The 16,360-nt window shown below is 70.0% G+C and carries 12 protein-coding genes; 1 reads left to right on the top strand and 11 read right to left on the bottom strand.

All coding sequences use genetic code 11. The features are described 5' to 3' along the window. Positions 1-50: 50 nt before the first annotated feature. From ABT186_RS36330 to ABT186_RS36285, 10 genes are all read right to left on the bottom strand, one after another. Entirely contained in the window at positions 51-764 is a 714-nt protein-coding gene (locus ABT186_RS36330) for a hypothetical protein (protein ID WP_351928719.1), read from the bottom strand. After that, a complete protein-coding gene (locus ABT186_RS36325; RefSeq protein ID WP_351233749.1) occupies positions 751-1,512 on the bottom strand; it encodes an MBL fold metallo-hydrolase in 762 nt (253 codons plus the stop codon). Before ABT186_RS36325 ends, ABT186_RS36330 begins: the two co-directional genes overlap by 14 nt. A 44-nt stretch (positions 1,513-1,556) precedes the next feature. Continuing rightward, on the bottom strand, positions 1,557-2,720 hold the full coding sequence (locus tag ABT186_RS36320; RefSeq protein WP_351928717.1) for a hypothetical protein: 1,164 nt from the start codon (positions 2,718-2,720) through the stop codon (positions 1,557-1,559). Further along, positions 2,717-3,112: a hypothetical protein gene (locus ABT186_RS36315; protein ID WP_351928715.1), complete on the bottom strand. Its 396-nt coding sequence runs from the start codon at positions 3,110-3,112 to the stop codon at positions 2,717-2,719. The genes ABT186_RS36320 and ABT186_RS36315 overlap by 4 nt, the downstream gene beginning before the upstream one ends. Before the next feature lie 61 nt (positions 3,113-3,173). After that, positions 3,174-3,590, bottom strand: coding sequence for an NUDIX hydrolase (locus ABT186_RS36310; RefSeq protein WP_351233743.1), 417 nt, complete (start codon positions 3,588-3,590; stop codon positions 3,174-3,176). 165 nt (positions 3,591-3,755) lie between these two features. Beyond that, positions 3,756-5,078 carry a TIGR02679 family protein gene (locus tag ABT186_RS36305; RefSeq protein WP_351928713.1) on the bottom strand — a complete coding sequence of 441 codons (1,323 nt, stop codon included), beginning with the start codon at positions 5,076-5,078 and terminating at the stop codon, positions 3,756-3,758. Next, entirely contained in the window at positions 5,075-9,442 is a 4,368-nt protein-coding gene (locus ABT186_RS36300; RefSeq protein ID WP_351928711.1) for a TIGR02680 family protein, read from the bottom strand. The genes ABT186_RS36305 and ABT186_RS36300 overlap by 4 nt, the downstream gene beginning before the upstream one ends. Further along, positions 9,439-10,779, bottom strand: coding sequence for a TIGR02678 family protein (locus ABT186_RS36295; RefSeq protein WP_351928709.1), 1,341 nt, complete (start codon positions 10,777-10,779; stop codon positions 9,439-9,441). The genes ABT186_RS36300 and ABT186_RS36295 overlap by 4 nt, the downstream gene beginning before the upstream one ends. Continuing rightward, positions 10,779-12,401, bottom strand: a complete 1,623-nt coding sequence (locus tag ABT186_RS36290; RefSeq protein WP_351928707.1) for a TIGR02677 family protein — start codon at positions 12,399-12,401, stop codon at positions 10,779-10,781. Before ABT186_RS36290 ends, ABT186_RS36295 begins: the two co-directional genes overlap by 1 nt. A 398-nt stretch (positions 12,402-12,799) precedes the next feature. Next, on the bottom strand, positions 12,800-13,816 hold the full coding sequence (locus tag ABT186_RS36285; RefSeq protein ID WP_351233733.1) for a DNA-directed RNA polymerase subunit alpha: 1,017 nt from the start codon (positions 13,814-13,816) through the stop codon (positions 12,800-12,802). 218 nt (positions 13,817-14,034) lie between these two features. Between ABT186_RS36285 and ABT186_RS36280 the strand changes: the two genes are divergently transcribed. Continuing rightward, positions 14,035-14,256 carry a hypothetical protein gene (locus ABT186_RS36280; protein ID WP_351233731.1) on the top strand — a complete coding sequence of 74 codons (222 nt, stop codon included), beginning with the start codon at positions 14,035-14,037 and terminating at the stop codon, positions 14,254-14,256. A 631-nt stretch (positions 14,257-14,887) separates the two neighbouring features. On the opposite strand, the gene ABT186_RS36270 is transcribed toward ABT186_RS36280, so the two are convergent. Then, positions 14,888-15,994, bottom strand: coding sequence for an NAD(P)/FAD-dependent oxidoreductase (locus ABT186_RS36270; RefSeq protein ID WP_351233729.1), 1,107 nt, complete (start codon positions 15,992-15,994; stop codon positions 14,888-14,890). Positions 15,995-16,360 lie beyond the last annotated feature (366 nt).

Here is a 16,360-nt window from a genome sequence, read left to right as displayed (position 1 = left end):
CCTTTCACCGAGTGTGTTGTGTGTGAGGCGGCACCAGGCTCGTGCTTGTGTCAGGCTCGGACTTGGTCCCACTCGGGTATGTCCAGGGCTCGACGCACATCGCTGGTGCACGCTCTGATCAGGTCGATCGTCTCGTCGCGCAACGCCGGCTTCAGGCGGGGCGGGGAGAGCCGCCACTCGGTGACGACCTCGCCGAACCCGTCCCTGCGGGCGCACTCCGGCAGGTGTTCGTAGGACCAGAGCGTCACGTCCCAGCCCGCTGCGCGCAGCGCCAGGTACTCTTCGGCGATCTTCCGCCACCGCTCGGCGTAGAAGACGGCGTACCACGAATCGGGGCCGCCGTACTGCTCCGCGATGTCTCCGTGACGCTCGGGGTCGCACATCGACCGGTAGGCGGCCGCCGGCTCTCTGAGCAGGAAGACGATGCGCCGACGGCCGGCGTGCCGCAGAAGCTGTTGCTCGGCCCAGGTGCCGAGGACGGCGGTGGTGTCCGGGGTGGCGGCCAGGCGGTCGAGGTAGTGCCGGATGCCCGCGATGCCGGGCTCGGTGCCGAGCTCGAACCCGTTCGCCCGTCGCCCGAACTCTTCCCTCTGCGCGGAACGGCCCTGTTTCACCCAGTACCGGTGGTGGACGATGTCGGGCTTGTTGTGGACCGTCAGTCCGGCCCTGGCCAGCGCATGTCTCAGGTAGGTGGAGCCGGAGCCGCCCATGCCGCAGAAGACGACCTGGTCCAGGGCCGGCGTACGACCGTCAGACGAGTGCAAGGCGATCACCGTCCGAGAGGATGCGAACGTCCGCGTCGCACCCCTGGAACGCGCCGAGCACCGCGTCCTCGTCGGCGGGTGAGAACGCGGTGTGCGTCAGTAGTACGGACTCCAACCCCGGGCGTTTCTTCACGAGTTGGGCGATGTCCGCCGCGCCGGCGTGCCCGGCCGTACCGGACGGACCGCCGCCGCAGTCGACGATGAGAGCCCGCACCGAATCGTCGACCGCGCTCACCAGATGGTCGTCGCAGATGGCGTCTCCGGAGAAGACGGTGTTGAGCACCCGGTAGCCGACGGCCTCGGTACCGGCGTGCGTGACGGGGAAGCCGGTGACCGGCAGTTCCGCACCTGCTTCCACTTCGGCGGATTCAAGGGAGCTGACCGGCCGCCAGTCGATTCGGACGGCGTTGCGTCGTCCCTCCAGTCCGAAGGGGGCGAGCAGCGCCCTGGCGATGTGGATCGTCTCTCCCGTTCCGTGGATGTTCAGCGGTTCGTCCCGGAACAGGCCCAGCATCCACAGCGAGTGGATCAGGCTCGGGAGGCCGTATACGTGGTCGACGTGACCGTGGGTGAGACAGAGGTGGCGGAGGTGCCCGGGGTCGAGCCCGCGGCGCAGGATTTCGTGAACCGGGCTTCCGCTGCAGTCGATGCCCAGCAGCGACGTACCCGTTTCGATGAGGTACGACGAATTTCGTCGTGTCGCGCTCGGTTTCGCAGATCCGCTGCCCAGTACATGGATCGCACCCACCGCAGCTTCTGGTGAAGGGTGTTGTTGGTTCACTTCCCGTCCTCTTACCTCTCCTCTTCGATTTCCTGCCAATTGCGCACGCTCGGGTTGCGCTCGGCGAAAAGGCGCTCGATGTCCAGTGACTGCCGACCCGCCTCCACCGCCTCACGGATCGCCTTGACGCGTTTACGGATACTCCTCCGCTCAAGACCACCCCGGAAAACGGGTGTCATGGTGTGGAGAAGCACTGGATCACGGATCGCTGTGGCGTATTCGTAGGCCACGCGCGGTTCGATGCCGCCCGTCAGAGCGGGCAGGCTCGCCTTTCCGGTATTTCGTCTGTTCAACAGGGGCATGATGGCTTCGTAGAGTGTTCCGCGGCGCAGCGCGGGGATGCTCAGCAGCCCTATGTTGACCACATCGCCGCCCATGGCGTTGATCATCGAGGCATAGGCGGACTGGCTCCAGGACGTGTGCCCCGACGGGTAGGAGGTGAGGGTGTAGGCGAAAATCGGCACGTTCCAGGCACGCAGGTACTCGAAGACCGAGAAGCCCATCGCGACCGGGCACATACGGACCCCGATCGCCACATTGGGTACCTGCGGTTGCAGCGTCGTAGCGATTTTCTCGACCAGCCGCACCGCGTACTCCAGCCTGCTGGTCGCGTTGAAGAAGAGTGCGACCGGGCGTCCCGCCGTCACTTCCTCGGACACTGCCGCGGCTCGTGCCGTCAGTTCGTAGTCGGTCACGTTCAGGCTGAGGTCGGTGAGGACCTGTACTCCGGACCGCACCAGGGTCCGGCTCACGCTGTCCCATGACTGGCGGGCCGCGGTCTTCGGAACGGGGACCGACAGCCAGGGGGCCGGAGAGGCGGAGCTGTCCAGGAGTCCGGACCCGCGGACGGGACCGGGGAAGAACGTGTCGTTCCCCATGATGCTGAACGCGCTGAGTGTCACGCTCCTGATGGCAGGATCCCGAAAGCTCGTGCCGCCGAGGAGCGCGACGAGTCCTGCCGAGCCGCGCTCGGCCATGCCGAAGGAGGCGAGTTCCAGGTTCACGCTGAGGGACAGCCTCGGCTCCTCCTGGTTCGCGTACATCCGGTAGGCCATGTCGATCTCGGCCCGGCTGTCGGTCCGATGGGCCAGCAGCCCGGCCCGGACGGCGGCCACGATGCGGTCCACGTGTGAGGACGGGTCAAGGACGAGGTCGTATTCGAGTCGTAAGGTCATGTCGGCTCGATGGGTCCGACGAGCGCCCACAGCACGGCGACAACTGTGGTGACGTTCAGCGCTATGGCCCACGCTCCCAGGACCTGGTAATGGGCCGCAGCCGTAGCGACGACGAACGAGACAAGCGCGAACGCCGCGGCGAACTGGATCCGTACCGTCCGACGCCACATACGAGCGTTTCCCTCCGAGGACTCGGATCTCACCGATGTACGAAACGTGGCAAGCGCCACGAACACCGTGGTGGCCGTGCCGTCGAACTGGGAGAGCAGGCCCATCACGGCAGTGTCACGACCGATCGACATGTCCTGTGCCGCCACGCGGACGGCGAGCGTCGCCAGGATCATGAAGAGTAGAGGTATCCGTAGCACGCGCGCGTAGAACTTGATGTGCACCTCCGGTCGTCTGCCGAAGACCCATGGCTTGAAGTGCTGTCCTGCCGGCGGTCCAACGGGACTAATAGGACCGGACGAACGGACCGTCCTCATCGAGTGCGTCGCTGACCCGGAGGGCTCGAATGGGCGGCATCATCACATGAGCTTCGGTCGGAGTCATCCATGCGACCTCCGAAGCTTCGTCCGAGACGCCCGCCTCGCCTTTCACCACGTTGCACAAGAACGCAATGGATATCGTCTTCCGGTGGATGTTCTTGTAAACGCCTGTGAGCTTCACGGGGGCCACGGTCACGCCCGTTTCCTCGAAGACCTCGCGGACGACACCCCGGTGCAGGCCTTCACCGACTTCCAGAAGCCCTCCAGGGGGCACCCACGTTCCGTCGTCCACCCGTTTGATCGCCAGCAACCTGCCATCGTCCCGCAGGACGATGCCGGTGACGCTGACGACATGAAGCGGCACTGCGAGATCGGAATCCACATACGCCCCCAACAGATCGTCACATTCTACCGAGCCATGTCTTGCGTCACGCAAGATGCTTGCTCGACAGCGGAAAGGCTCACGGTCCCAGCACCATGCGGCTGGTTGCTGACAACCCCCTGAAGCCAGGCGCCTTGGGTACGGTCGAATTACTCGGTGAGTCACTCACCCGAGATCTTCCAGGAGGAGATCCAGCGCAGCCTCCTCATGGAGGGCCATGCCCAGGGCCTCCATGGTCGGCGCCAGTTCCGCATCCCACACCGCCTCGACCCGCGTGGCGGTGAGCGGAAGCGGCGGCGTGCCGTGGAGTTCCGCGCGTGTCGCCACGTACTCGTAGTCCGCCGCCGTCATACGCCACGCCTTCGCCCCGTACCGCCCGATGACGCGGTTGGCCAGGGCGATGCCCGGCCAGTCGAAGTCCCCGTGATACGTGAAGTCACAGCCGGTCGCCGCCAATCCGTCCAGGAGCGTGAGTACGACCGTCGTCGCGCTGCCCGACGTGCAGATCAACGGTGCAGTGCAGCCGGCGTCCGCCGCGGCCTCCGCCACGCGCGGGTTCTCGCAGAGGTGGATGAGGGTGCGCGGGGGCAGCTCCAGGTGCAGGGTGCGTAGTTCGCGGAGCGTCAGGTGTGTTTCCAGGTGGTGGGCGGCGCGTTCGCGTAGGGCTGTTTCCTGCCAGGTGTCGCCCGTGGGGCGCAGGCCGTAGGTCAGGACCGTGCTGGAGACCTCGTCGGGGGTGACCGAGGCCCTGCGCCACAGGGCTCGGCGCCCCGGGGCGTCGGCGGGGAGGTCAGCGCCGGACGCCAGCGCGATGCCGCGTAGGACCAGGCGGGCCAGCAGCGTGCCGTCGTCCAGGCCGTGGGCCGAGCCCGTGGTACGTGTGGCCAGTTCGCCGCGGCCCCAGGTGGCGGGGATGGGGTTGCGGTTGGGATCGGGTTCCGTGGCGGGGAAGAGGGTCGCCAGGGTCTGGATGGCCTGGGTGACTGTCGTGAGCGCGGTGCCGGGGTCCTGGCGGGTCAGCGTGCCTGTTCGGCGTATTTCCTCCAGCCACCGGGCCGGCCAGGGCAGGGACGACAGGGGCGTCGCGGCCAGGGTCGCCTCCGCCGTGGACCACAGCTCCGCCCGTTCGGCCGCCGCCGCGTCGCGGGCCGCACGGTGGTCGGTCAGGGGTGGGCCCAGTGCCGCCAGCGTTGCGGCCAGGCCCCGGCGGGCCGCGCTGGTGCGCAGGCGGGTGTCCAGGTCCTGCAAGCGGATCGTGGCGGAGGGGGCGGTGAGCGGTTTGGCCAGGAGGAGGGACAGGGCTTCGCGCTCCGCCGCGTCCAGGTCCTGGAGTTTGAGCGTGCCCGTCGGCTGGAGGCCGTTGCGTTCGAGGCGCGTGCGTGCCGCCGTCCAGAGGCGTCTCAGGCCCGGTCGGGTCAGGAAGGACAGGGTCTCGGCGTCCAGCGGCGCGTCCGGAGGCGGCTCGGTCGCTGCTCGTGGGCTCGTCATACCGACACCAGCCTCCGCTGCCGGCCGTTCCACGTGTAGTGGAGCGTGGCCACGCCCCGTGCATGCGGGTCGCGCAGGCATTCGTAGATGTGCAGGGACGGTACGTCGGGCCAGTTGCCGATGAGGCGTTCGCTGGTGAGGACGAAGTCGAGGTCCAGGTCGACCAGGATGCGGCCGAGGCGGGCATGGGTGGGCTCATCGACCTTGGCAAAGGCGTCGTCCAGCAGGATCAGGCGGGGTGCTTGCGGGGCGGAATCGGCCAGGCTCGTGAAGTGGGCGGCTGCCGCGGCGAAGAGGACCAGGTACGAGAGGACTCGCTGTTCGCCCTGGCTCATGCCCGTGCGGCCGGAGAGTTTGCGGCGGCCCGCCGGTGCCGCGTCGTTCACCACCCAGGGCGTGAAAGTGAACCAGTCGCGGTAGTCGAGCGCGGTACGCAGGTGGGACGCGTAGCCCGCGGCCGGGTCGGCGCGGCGGGCGTCCTCGATGCGGCGCTGGAGTACGTCGCGGAGCCGCTCCGACTGGTCGCGGGTGCGCAGGCCCGAGGGGCTGCGCAGGAGGTCGACCGCCGCCTTCACGTCCGCCTCGACGCCGTCGCGCAGCTTCCAGTCGAGTGTCACGCCCAGGCCGTGTGACGTGCGGACCGTGGACAAGGTGGCGTTCAGGGCGGTGACCAATGCACCCGCGGCCAGGACCTGGGAGGACAGGTGGTCGCCCAGCTCTCCCGTCAGGAAGCGCTGAAAGACCTCGCGCTCCCGTTCCGTCAGCCGGTCACGTGCCTCGGCTGCCTGGGCCGCGATGCGCTCGCCGACCAGGGCGATGTCGTGCGGACCGTGGTCGTCGACCAGTCGGCAGAGCTTGATGCCGTCGTGTTCCTCGATCGTCGCGTCGTAGCCTCCGGAGAGCTGGTCGCGCAGTTCGGTGTGGCGGTTGAGGAGTGTGGTGTCCGAGATGTCGCGGCGTTCGGCGTCCAGGCGGCGGCGGACGGAATCGACCAGCAGGCGCAGCGCCTTGATGCGCTCCCGTACGTCGTTGTGGATCGGGTCCGGGGATTTCAGGACGCCTTCATCCTCGCCTTCATCTCCGCCTTCATCCCCGCCTTGATCCTCGTCGGCGTCGAGACCCGCCCCCCTCAGCACGCCCGGCAGCGACAGTGCCGTACGGAGTTGCCTTCCGCGGGCCAGCGCCTCGCCCTCCTGGGCGGCCAGTGCCTCCCGCCGTACCCTCTCGTCCTCCTCCGCACGTACGCGCTCGTCGTGCACGTCGGCCATGTCCTGGCGGGCACGCGGGAGTTGGCGGCCCACGGCGTCCAAGCGGCGCTTCGCCCCGTTCTCGCGGGCGAGAATCTCCTGCTCTGTGGCGCCGAGGGCCTCTTCCAGGGCTCGGACCGTGCGGCGGGCGGTCTCCAGATGGCCGAGCGGCTCGGCGTAGTCGGAGTCGGCTTCCCGGCGGGCCGACTCGGCGCGCTCGTAGTCCGTCCGGCCGCCGCGGTGGCTGTCGGCCGTGGACATGACCGCGCGTACCCGCCGTCGCAGCCGCTCCGTGCCCTGGCCGAGGCGGTCGAGGGCAAGGCGGACCCTGTCGAGTGCGGCCGGGTCCGCCGGGAGGCCGTGGGCGCTCGCCGTCGCCTCGGTCTCCCGGCGGGCGGCGACCGCGCGGGCACGTGCCTGCTCGGCCTCGCGGGCGGCTGAGGCCGCCTGCCTGACGAGGGACTCGGCGGTGCTCCTGGCTTCGGCGGTACGGGCCCACGCATCGGTCAGCCTACGTGCAGGGGGCGGCCGGCGCAGGGTGTCGGCGACCTGGTCGCGGTGCTCGGTCAGGATGCGCAGGCTGTGCTTGCGCTCCGCCAACTCGCCCTGCACTGCGGCCAGTCGGGCCTCGAGTTGGGCCAGCGTCCGGCGGCGGGTCTCGGCGCGTACCGCCGCGCCGACGTACTCGGCGGTCTGCTTGGCGTGGCGGCCGCGGGCGATGCCGAGCTTCCAGGAGCCGTCGGTGCCGATGACGGTGTGCGGCCCGCCCGCCGCAGTATCCACCGTGCGCGCCGCATCCACCGTGCGCGCCGCATCCACCGTGCGCGCCGCATCCACCGTGCGCGCCGCATCCACCGTGCGCGCCGCATCCCCCGTGCGCGCCGTATCCACCGTGCGCGCCGCATCCGCCGTATCGCCGGACAGGCCCCCGTCCCCGACCAGAGCCACCGCCCCCAGCACGCGCTCGACCTGCTCGACCGTCACCCCACTGTCCGGCGCCGCAACCGGCTTCAGGGCCCGCGCGAGCGTCGCCCCGGTCACCGGTGTTCCCGGGACCAGGAGGGTGTCCCGCGCGGCCGGGTGCAGAACCGTGCCGTCGGCGCGGACCCAGGCGTCGAGCAGGCCGCTCGCCTCCAGGGCGGCCTCCAGGCCCGCCCGCGCCTGCGGCTTCAGGTCGTCGGCGAAGTCGACCAGTCGGTAGAGCGGCGCACCGGTGCCCGGTGTGCGGGGTGCCGCGCGGTGGGGTGGGGGCGGCGGCTCGGGGTCGGTACGGCGTTCCCACTGCTCGAGGTCGCGCCGGAGTCGGTCCTGTTCGCCGGTCAGTTCGCGGAGGGTCACGGCGAGGGTGTCACGCTCCTCGCCGAGTTCCGCCAGCCACGGGTCGACGGCCGACCGGGCCGCGTCGGCCACCTCGTCGGGGGCCTGGGCGGGCAGCGGACCGTCCTCCGCCGGGTCGTGCGCGACCAGGGCGTCCACGGCCTCCATGGACACCCCGGTGAGATTCCGCAACCGCTCGGTCCAGGCCCGAGCCGCATCGGCGTACGCCTCTCCCTCGTGCGCCGTTTCCTGTCGGCGCTGCTCGGCCCGGGTTCGGGCGCCTTCTGCCTGCTCCTCCAGGCGTTCGCGGGCGGCGTCGGCCTCGTTCGCCTCCCGCTGGGCCCCGTGCGACCGCTCGATGAGTGCGCCCAGTTCGGTCACGGACCGGGACCGGTTCCTGATCACCGGCTGCGCGGCGTCGAGTTGGGCGTCCCAGGCGTGCAGCGCGGCCGCGCAGGCCTCGGTGTCGACCGCCAGCACCTCGCTGTGCCGTACGAGGTGGAGGTCGCCCTCCGGCGCGGTCAGTTCGGCTGTCGCGGCGGGCGCGACCGGCGCCGCGGAGGTCGCGACGGGCTCCCCCAGGTGCACGGGGTCGAGTGCGGACCGCTCCGCCTCCCGCACCAACTCGCCGTGTGCCGTGCTCAGTTCGACCAGCTCTTCGGCGAGACGCCGGGCCTCGGCGGTGAGGCGCCGCCCTGCCTCCTCCTGGTTGCTGTGTGTCTGGCGCAGGGACTTGAATGCGGCGGCAGCCGCGCTGTGCAGCGCGGTGACAGTGACGCGTTTCTCGGCGAGTTCCTTGAGGCTGCGGTATCCGGCACTGGCGTGCAGCGCGGCAAGGTCCGTCTCGGCGGTACTCGCCTCGCCCTCGAGGACTGCGATGCGGTCACCGAGTTCCTCCTCGCGCTCACGCAGCGCCTGCGCCTTCCTCGCCGCGTCTCCCGCGGACCGGCGGTGCTCCGCCAGCTGATCCAGTTCGCCGCTCGCCCGGTCGGCGCGGCGGCGCAGCGCCCCGTGCAGATAGCCGCGGTAGCCGGTGAGGAAGGTGCGCAGCGCCTGGTCGGTCCGCTCGAGCCGACCGAGGTCGGCCCGTACGGCGTCCAGGTCGTCAAGGTTGCGGGCCACCTTCTCCACGATCTCGTCGTCGAGAGCGGGCAGGGTCTCGGCCAGTACGGAGACCAGACCGCCGGAGTCGATGCGGTCGCCGATAGTGGGGCGGCGCAGCCGGTGCAGCAGGTGGAGCAGGTTGCGGTAGCGCGCCGGATCGGTCAGGCCGAACAGTTCGCGGGCGACCCGGGCGCGGTGCTCGACGGCTCGGTCGGTGACGTTCTCCGGGCCGACGAGGGACTTGAGCTGGTCGACGGGGAGCGGCCGGCCGGCGGGGGCCAGGCCCAGGTCCTTGCCCACCCGAAGCGGGGTGACGAAGAAGAACGGCTTCGCCGTCCTGGTCGACTGGGACGCGCGGATGGCCGCACCGAGGGTGAGGTGTTGGTCGTCGCCGTCCTCGTCGGTTCGCGCGAACTCCACCCACAGGTAGCCGAGCCGGTTGGTCTGCTCGAAGCCGTCGAGCATCAGCCAGGCGAGGGTGGTACGGCCGGTTCCCGTGGCGTCCAGGGCGCGGGCGTCGCCGTCGAGGAGGTAGGGCAGCAGCATCTCCAGGGCCTTGGACTTGCCTGCGCCGTTCTTGCCGCGCAGCAGCAGCCGCCCCTCGCCGAAGACGAACTCCTGCTCGTCGTACTGCCAGACGTTCTGGATACCCGCGCGGTGCAGGCGGTAGCGGCACGGGGACGGCGGGCGGTTCACTGGGGAGGCTCCTTTGAGACGTCGTCCGCTGGGGACTGATCGGTACGGGGCTTGAGCGCCACCGTGGTGGCGTACCGGGCGGCCGCGGCGAGCAGCACCCAACCGTCCACGCGGTTGTGTCCGTTGCCGCGCGCCCCCAAGACATCCGTGACGGAGCGGCCGTCGGCGGCCGTCTCCTCGTATCCCTCGGGCAGGCCGTGGCCGTCCGCGCGCACGGGCCCGGCGGGAGCCATCAGACGCATCCGGACGAGGAGGTCGAGTACGGCCGCGAGAAATCCGTCCCGGTCCTCCAGGTGGCCGCGCTGCCAGTTGCTCCGCCTGCCGTACTCCTCGATCAGTTCGTCGAGCATTTCGGTCAGCAGCCCGTCGGGGACAGGGACGCCGATGACCAGCCGTCCGCCGACCGCGGGGTGGCCGGGGTCTTCGGGGCGCAGTGCGGCGACCAACCGTTCCACAAGCAGGAGCGCGGCCTGGGCGACCGTGCCGGTGCCCGGCAGGTGCAGGTCGGTGAGTTCGTCGTCCGGGTCGACCAGGGCGATGCCCTCGGCGCGGATCTCCGCCTCCAGGCCGAGGAGTTCGGAGAACGCCTGCGCCTCGCGCCGCTGCCGGGTGCGCAGCCATTCGCGCTCGGCGTCCGTGAGGTCGTCCAGGTGGACGACGGGGGTTTCGACGAGGCGCCTGCGGACGTACGTACGCGGCCCGCCGAAGCCGGGGTCGGCGGCCCGGCGTACGAGGTCCGCACCGTTGCGGCTCTGGGCGAGCGGGCCGGCGACGACGGCCCGCGCGATCTCGCGGTCCACGGTCAGCAGTGCCTCTCCGGTCCGCTCCTCTGCGACGGCCGAGACATGGCCCTCGGTCTCCACCAGAACGCCCCAGTCGACGAGTTGGCGCAGTGCGGCCGCGAGCGTCCGCCGCTCGGCCTGCCGCCCCGTGTCGGCGATCTCGATCCCGGCGTCGACGGCCGCGGCCCGCAGGTCGACGACGAGCTGGGAGAGCAGGAGCTGTTCCGGCGCGGTGACGAGGACCGACAGGGCGAGGGCCAGGTAGGCGTACGTCCGTGGCGTGAACGGTGTCCCCGTCGACGGCCGCTCGAGGCGGTGACCCGATCCCGGGCCGAGGCCCGCCTTGAACAGGCGGGCGTACGACGCCTCCACCAGCAGCCGATAGCCGAACACCTGCTGGAAGCGCTGTGCGAGCCAGTCGGCGTGCCGCCGGATCAGCGGGAAGGTGTCGCTGTGCGGTCCGGTGCTGGTGACCAAGGGGTGAGCCAGCAGGAGCCTGGCTGCGGTGCGGCGCTCGGCCGCGAGGGCGACGTCGTGCGCCGAGGGCAGGGGCATCAGGCGCTCGCCTCCCCCGCCGTCGGCATGGACACGCTCTCGGTGGCCGACATGAGATCGTCCGCCGACACGAACGCGCCCTCGACGGCCAGCGTCAGATCATCCGCCGTCAGGTCGCCGTCCACGGACCGCAGGACCGTGTGCCGGCCGGGGGTGCGCCACGCGGTCAGTCGGATGCCGAGGTCCGCGTCCCTCACCTGCGCGCCGTCGAGCAGGAAGTCGTCGGTGTCCTTGTGCAGCTGGGCGTTGCCGAGGGCGGCGGTGAGGAGCTCCAGCAGCAGTCGCATGGCCGGGGCGCTGAGTCTCACCTGGTCGAACCTGCCCGAGACGCTGCGCAGTTCGTCGGCTGCCGCCTGCCGGGCCTCGGCCTGCTCCCGCGCCTGCTCCATGAGGCGACGCTTCTGCTCGGAGTGGTCCTCGGCCGCCGCGGCACGTCCCCGCGGAGCCCTGCTCCCGCGCTCGCGCAGCGCCACCGGTACGTCCACCACGGGTCCGGTCCACCAGGTCACGTACGCCGGCACGGCCAGGTCCGGATCCGGCGCCACGCCCAGATGCCGCGCCCCGTAGAGTCCGAAGGCGGCGACCGCGATGTCGTGGGCCTCCTCCGGCTCCGCGGTGTCGAACCAGGCCGCGAGCCGCAGCAGGTCCTTGCGGCGGGACATCTCACCGGAGGCCGAACGCAGCATCCGCTTGGCGTTGGCGAGCAGCGACTGCAGGGCACGCAGGGTGGCGTCCCGGAGCTGGCCCACCTGGCCGGCCTGCCCTCCGGTGTCGGTGAACCACTCGCGCAGCCCCTCCCAGTCCGCGAGGTCCCGCCCGCGGCTGCGCTGCACCCGCGTCTCGGGCAGCCCGTCGGCGAGCGCTCCGATGCCCGCCGCGTGGGCGTCGATACGGGTGAGCAGCGCGGGCAGGTGCGGCCGGACGGCGTCCAGGTGCGCGGCGATGCGCGGGGCCCGGAAGGAGACGTCCTCGGTGATCGCCTCCACGTAGTCGAGAAGCAGCTCCTTGAATCCCTGGTACTCGGCTCCGTCGAGGTCGTAGCGCGCCAGGACCTGGCCCAGGTAGGCGTAGAAGTCCCGCACCGACTCGGCGAATTCGGCAAACTGCACGAAGAGCGTGCTGATGCGCTCCAGCGCCTGCTGCGGATCCGCACCGCCCGGGGCCGCGGCCATGGCGGCGATCTCGCGCAGGCCACGGTCGACGAGCGCGAGCAGCTCGCTGCTCACCTCGCGGGCGGCATCCGCCCCCGCCAGTACCTCGTCCGCGTCCCGCTGCACGCGCTCTCCCAGCTTGGACAGCTGGTAGCGGGACCGGGAACGCTGGTACTCGGCGATGCTCGTCGCCGTGACCGTGTGCGTGCTGCGGAGCAGATTGCCCCAGCGCACCAGCTGTTCGAGCCGGGCGGTGAGGGTCTCGGCGTCGAGTGCCGCCCCCGGGCCGCCGGCCTGGGCCAGCTTGGCGAGGACGTCGGGTACGGACAGGTCCGCGAGCAGCGTGCCGCAGAACACCCGCATCACCGCGACGTACTCCAGGCGCTCGGGGGCGCTGAGGTAGGCGTACGCGCTCAGCCGCTGCCACGCCTGGGCGCCGGTGTCGTCCCCGTGTGGTTCGTTCCCCTCCATGCCACCGAGCGTACGGACCGCCTCTGACACTCCGGCGGAAGTCGGGGAAAACCGTCCCCTCTCGGTTCTGTCGCCATGTTCCAGATCCCCGGCCGGGAGCACTACGCCTGACCAGGCAATATGTATCGGCCCCCTCGGAGTGATCTCCGAGGGGACTGTTTTGTGCCCCGGAGTACCAACGGGGGACAGCACCGTCAGGCGGCGTTCTCGGCCGCACCTGGGGAAACAGAAGGCAAGACAAGGTAGAGATGGCGGCCGCCTTCGCCATGCTGATCAGGCTCGAAGGGCTTGGGCGTCTGCATCTCCGCCGGTGGGCCCTCGGGGAGCCGGGTGCGGTCGGCCGGTGCTCATTGCTGGCTCCTCTGCCTTCCCGGCTTCCCCGCGACCCGGCGCAGCGTTCAGTACTGCTCGGTCTCCACGAAACCAGTGCTCGCGTTGTCGTCCGCGTCGAAGGCAGCGGCGGTCGGGTCGAATCCGGGCGGGCTGTCCTTGAGTGCCAGGCCCAGGCCGGCCAGCTTCGCCTTGACCTCGTCGATCGACTTCGCACCGAAGTTGCGGATGTCGAGCAGGTCGGCCTCGGAGCGCGCCAGGAGCTCACCCACCGAGTGGACGCCCTCACGCTTGAGGCAGTTGTAGGAGCGGACCGTGAGCTCCAGCTCCTCGATCGGCAGCGCCATGTCGGCGGCCAGGGCGGCATCCGTGGGGGACGGGCCCATGTCGATGCCCTCGGCGTCGATGTTCAGCTCGCGGGCGAGACCGAACAGCTCCACCAGGGTCTTGCCGGCGGACGCCATCGCGTCGCGCGGACGCATCGCCTGCTTCGTCTCGACGTCGACGATCAGCTTGTCGAAGTCGGTGCGCTGCTCGACACGCGTGGCTTCGACCTTGTACGTGACCTTCAGCACGGGGCTGTAGATGGAGTCGACCGGGACACGGCCGATCTCCTGGCCCACCTGCTTGTTCTGCACGGCGGAGACATAGCCGCGACCGCGCTCGACGGTCAGCTCCATCTCCAGCTTGCCCTTGCCGTTGAGCGTGGCGAGGATCAGGTCGGGGTTGTGCACCTCGACACCGGCCGGGGGCGCGATGTCGGCGGCGGTGACCAGACCCGGGCCCTGCTTGCGCAGGTACATCACGACCGGCTCGTCGTGCTCCGAGGAGACGACCAGCTGCTTGATGTTGAGGATCAGGTCGGTGACGTCCTCCTTGACGCCCGGCACGGTGGTGAACTCGTGCAGGACACCGTCGACGCGGATGCTGGTGACAGCAGCGCCGGGGATCGACGACAGGAGGGTGCGGCGAAGGGAGTTGCCGAGGGTGTATCCGAAGCCCGGCTCCAGCGGCTCGATCACGAACCGGGAGCGGAACTCGTCGACGACCTCTTCGGTCAACGAGGGACGCTGAGCAATCAGCACGAGGTATTGCCTCCAGTGTTTGGCGCCCGCTAAGTGACGCCGTAGACACCACGAAGGGTACGGGCGGTTCGGCCGCCTACGAAGCCGAACCGCCAGACCCCGCCCGTCTGCCGGCCGGCAGGCAGGCTCAGCTCTTGCTGGAGTGGAGTCCAATGATCAACTACTTCTGCCCCTGAGAGGCAGCCACCAGCACCGTTCGTATGTGCATACTGGGGGCAATGACAAAGCCTCCTGCACCGAAGCGTCATTTGCCCACCAGCCCCTTCAAGGCCCCGGTCACGCCGGCTCCCAAGCACTTCGCCGTGGGCGACCAGGTCACACACGACATGTACGGCCTCGGCCGGGTGATCGGCATCGAGGACGGAATCGCGGCGCTCGTGGATTTCGGCTCGGCGAAAATGCGGATCTTGAGCCCGTACGCCAAGATGACCAAGCTGTAGAACCGCTGTGCCCGGTCACGGCACGCCAGGCCCCTTCAGGGACCTGTAACGAAAGGGAGACCCCTCATCGATCCGACGTCGCTGTTCTCCGCCCTGGAAGGGCAACCCCGCCGTTCCACTGCAGCATCGCCGCCTCCGGCGACGAACCCCTTCCAGGCCCCGGACTTCGGGGAAGACGAGACCTTCCTGCTCGAGGATGTACAGGGGCCGGACTCGGGTGCCACGCAACCCAAGGCCGCTTAGGGATCGTCATTTTCATGCGCCTGCCGGCCGTGCAGTTCGAGAACCCCGAGTGTCACGGTCCGCTACATCACATCTCCCTCTTCCTCTTCCTCCAGGGACTTCGAGATCTTCGCGTTGGCGGCTTCCTCGTGGCCATCAATGCAGCCGTGGTACCGACGGTGGATGACCTCGGGGAGTTTCCGACACGCCGGGCAACCTCAGCGACGGGTACCCCAGCGTTCAGCCACCGCGTGATGCACGCGCGCCGCAGGTCGTAGGGGCGTCCGGCCAACGGCGAGTCGACGCGTTCCGGCGGAAGCGCGTACTCCCGTGCTTCCTCCCGCACCCGGCCGTAGGCGGAAGAGCCGACCACTCCCCCATTCGCGGCGACATCAGCGCGTTCCATGCCTCAGGCCGCGGTGTAGCCGAGCTGGCGCCTCATGTAGGGGGTCAGCAGAGTCTTCGCCTTGGCCAGGGTGCTGGTGCGGCTGCCGAGGACCGCGGTTTCGCCGCCCGGGACGGGCACCATGGTCACTCCGTCGGCCGGGCCGAACGGCACGATGAGCGGGGTGCGCTGGATCGGCCGGTAAAAGCGGGGCTCCTTGCGATGCTTACCGGAACTGTGCAGATGGGAACGGATGTTGTAGGCGGCGATGTCCGCTTGGGCGAGGGCGGCAGGGGTGATCTTGAGTTCGCTGACGTCGTTCACGTCGCCGACGGCGAACACCTCCATCTGCCCCTCGACCCGGAGCAGCCGGTCGACTTTCACATGCCCGGTGCCGTTCAGCCAGGCGCCGTGCCCGGCGAGGCGCAGCCAGAGAGTGTTGGGGGTGGTGCCCGTCGCCCAGAAGGAGAGGTCGGCGTCGAGGACGTTGCCGTGAGCGTCGCGATAGGTACCGAAAGCGTTGCCGGGGGACATGAAGCAGTCGAGCTGCACCTCGACGTCGTGCGACTCCAGCCAGGCGCGAGCCTTGCTCCCGGCCCGCGTGCTGCCCGTGGAGTGCAGCAGTTCCGGCCCGGCGTGCGCGAGAGTGACCCGGGCGTCCGGCCGGGCCAGGCGGATCTCGGCGCTGAGCTCGACACCGGACGGCCCGCCGCCGACGACGAGGACGTGCCGGGCGGCGGCGACGTGCTGCTGGTGTCCGGCGAACGACTTGGCCGCCTCCTCAGTCGTGGTGCCGGTGAAGCGGGCCGGTTCGGGATAGTCGGCGCCGGTGGCGATCACCAGCACGTCGTACGGCAGCCTTTCGCCGGTGGCCAGCACCACGTGCCGCTCGGTGGTGTCGACGCGGACCGCCTTGCCCACCACGACACGTCCGTTGCGCAGCAGCCGGTCGTACGGAATGAAGGGGGTGGCGGTCCATTCCGGGCGTACGCCGGCACGCAGGGAGGCGATGCGGTGGAAGAAGACCTCCTTGCGGTCCACCAGAGTGACGCGTGCCGTCGCGTCCAGTCGTTTCGCCAGGCGAACGCCCGCATAACCGCCGCCGATCACCACTACGTCGCCGTCCTGCACGCCAAGTCTCCTGTGCCTGTGGGGGGTGGCGAGTGGCGTGGCGGGCGAGCCGCTCCCGGCCACTCGAATGCCGGTGAGCGTAACGCTTGAAAACTAAAGCTTTAAACGGGTCGTTGTGCGGATTCCGTGAAGCAACGGAGCGGATGTGTCCGGCCTCGTCGAGCCCGTCACGGTCCCACCTCGGCCCTGGGCCGAAAGCCCCGCCTCCTGGTCTCTCAGCCTCCGACGAGGGCGATCAGCTTGATGAAGACCAGGTCGAGATCGGCGGTGACCTGATCGGGGTGGACACCAACGCCGACCACGTGGCTGCCTGGCGCCTCGACGCACACGGCAACCCGTGCGGCCAACCCCGACGCTTCTTCTACG

Origin of the sequence: Streptomyces sp. NPDC001634 (assembly GCF_040298185.1) — a bacterium.
Taxonomy (GTDB): domain Bacteria; phylum Actinomycetota; class Actinomycetes; order Streptomycetales; family Streptomycetaceae; genus Streptomyces.
Note: the sequence above shows the minus strand (reverse complement) of the source record. Positions and strands in the feature narration are given on the sequence as shown.

Excerpts from the sequence above, each read along its gene's own strand:
- ABT186_RS36305 (WP_351928713.1), bottom strand. The coding sequence starts at position 5,078 with ATGACGAGCCCACGAGCAGCGACCGAGCCGCCTCCGGACGCGCCGCTG.
- ABT186_RS36290 (WP_351928707.1), bottom strand. The coding sequence starts at position 12,401 with ATGGAGGGGAACGAACCACACGGGGACGACACCGGCGCCCAGGCGTGG.
- ABT186_RS36295 (WP_351928709.1), bottom strand. The coding sequence starts at position 10,779 with ATGCCCCTGCCCTCGGCGCACGACGTCGCCCTCGCGGCCGAGCGCCGC.
- ABT186_RS36280 (WP_351233731.1), top strand. The coding sequence starts at position 14,035 with ATGACAAAGCCTCCTGCACCGAAGCGTCATTTGCCCACCAGCCCCTTC.
- ABT186_RS36320 (WP_351928717.1), bottom strand. The coding sequence starts at position 2,720 with ATGACCTTACGACTCGAATACGACCTCGTCCTTGACCCGTCCTCACAC.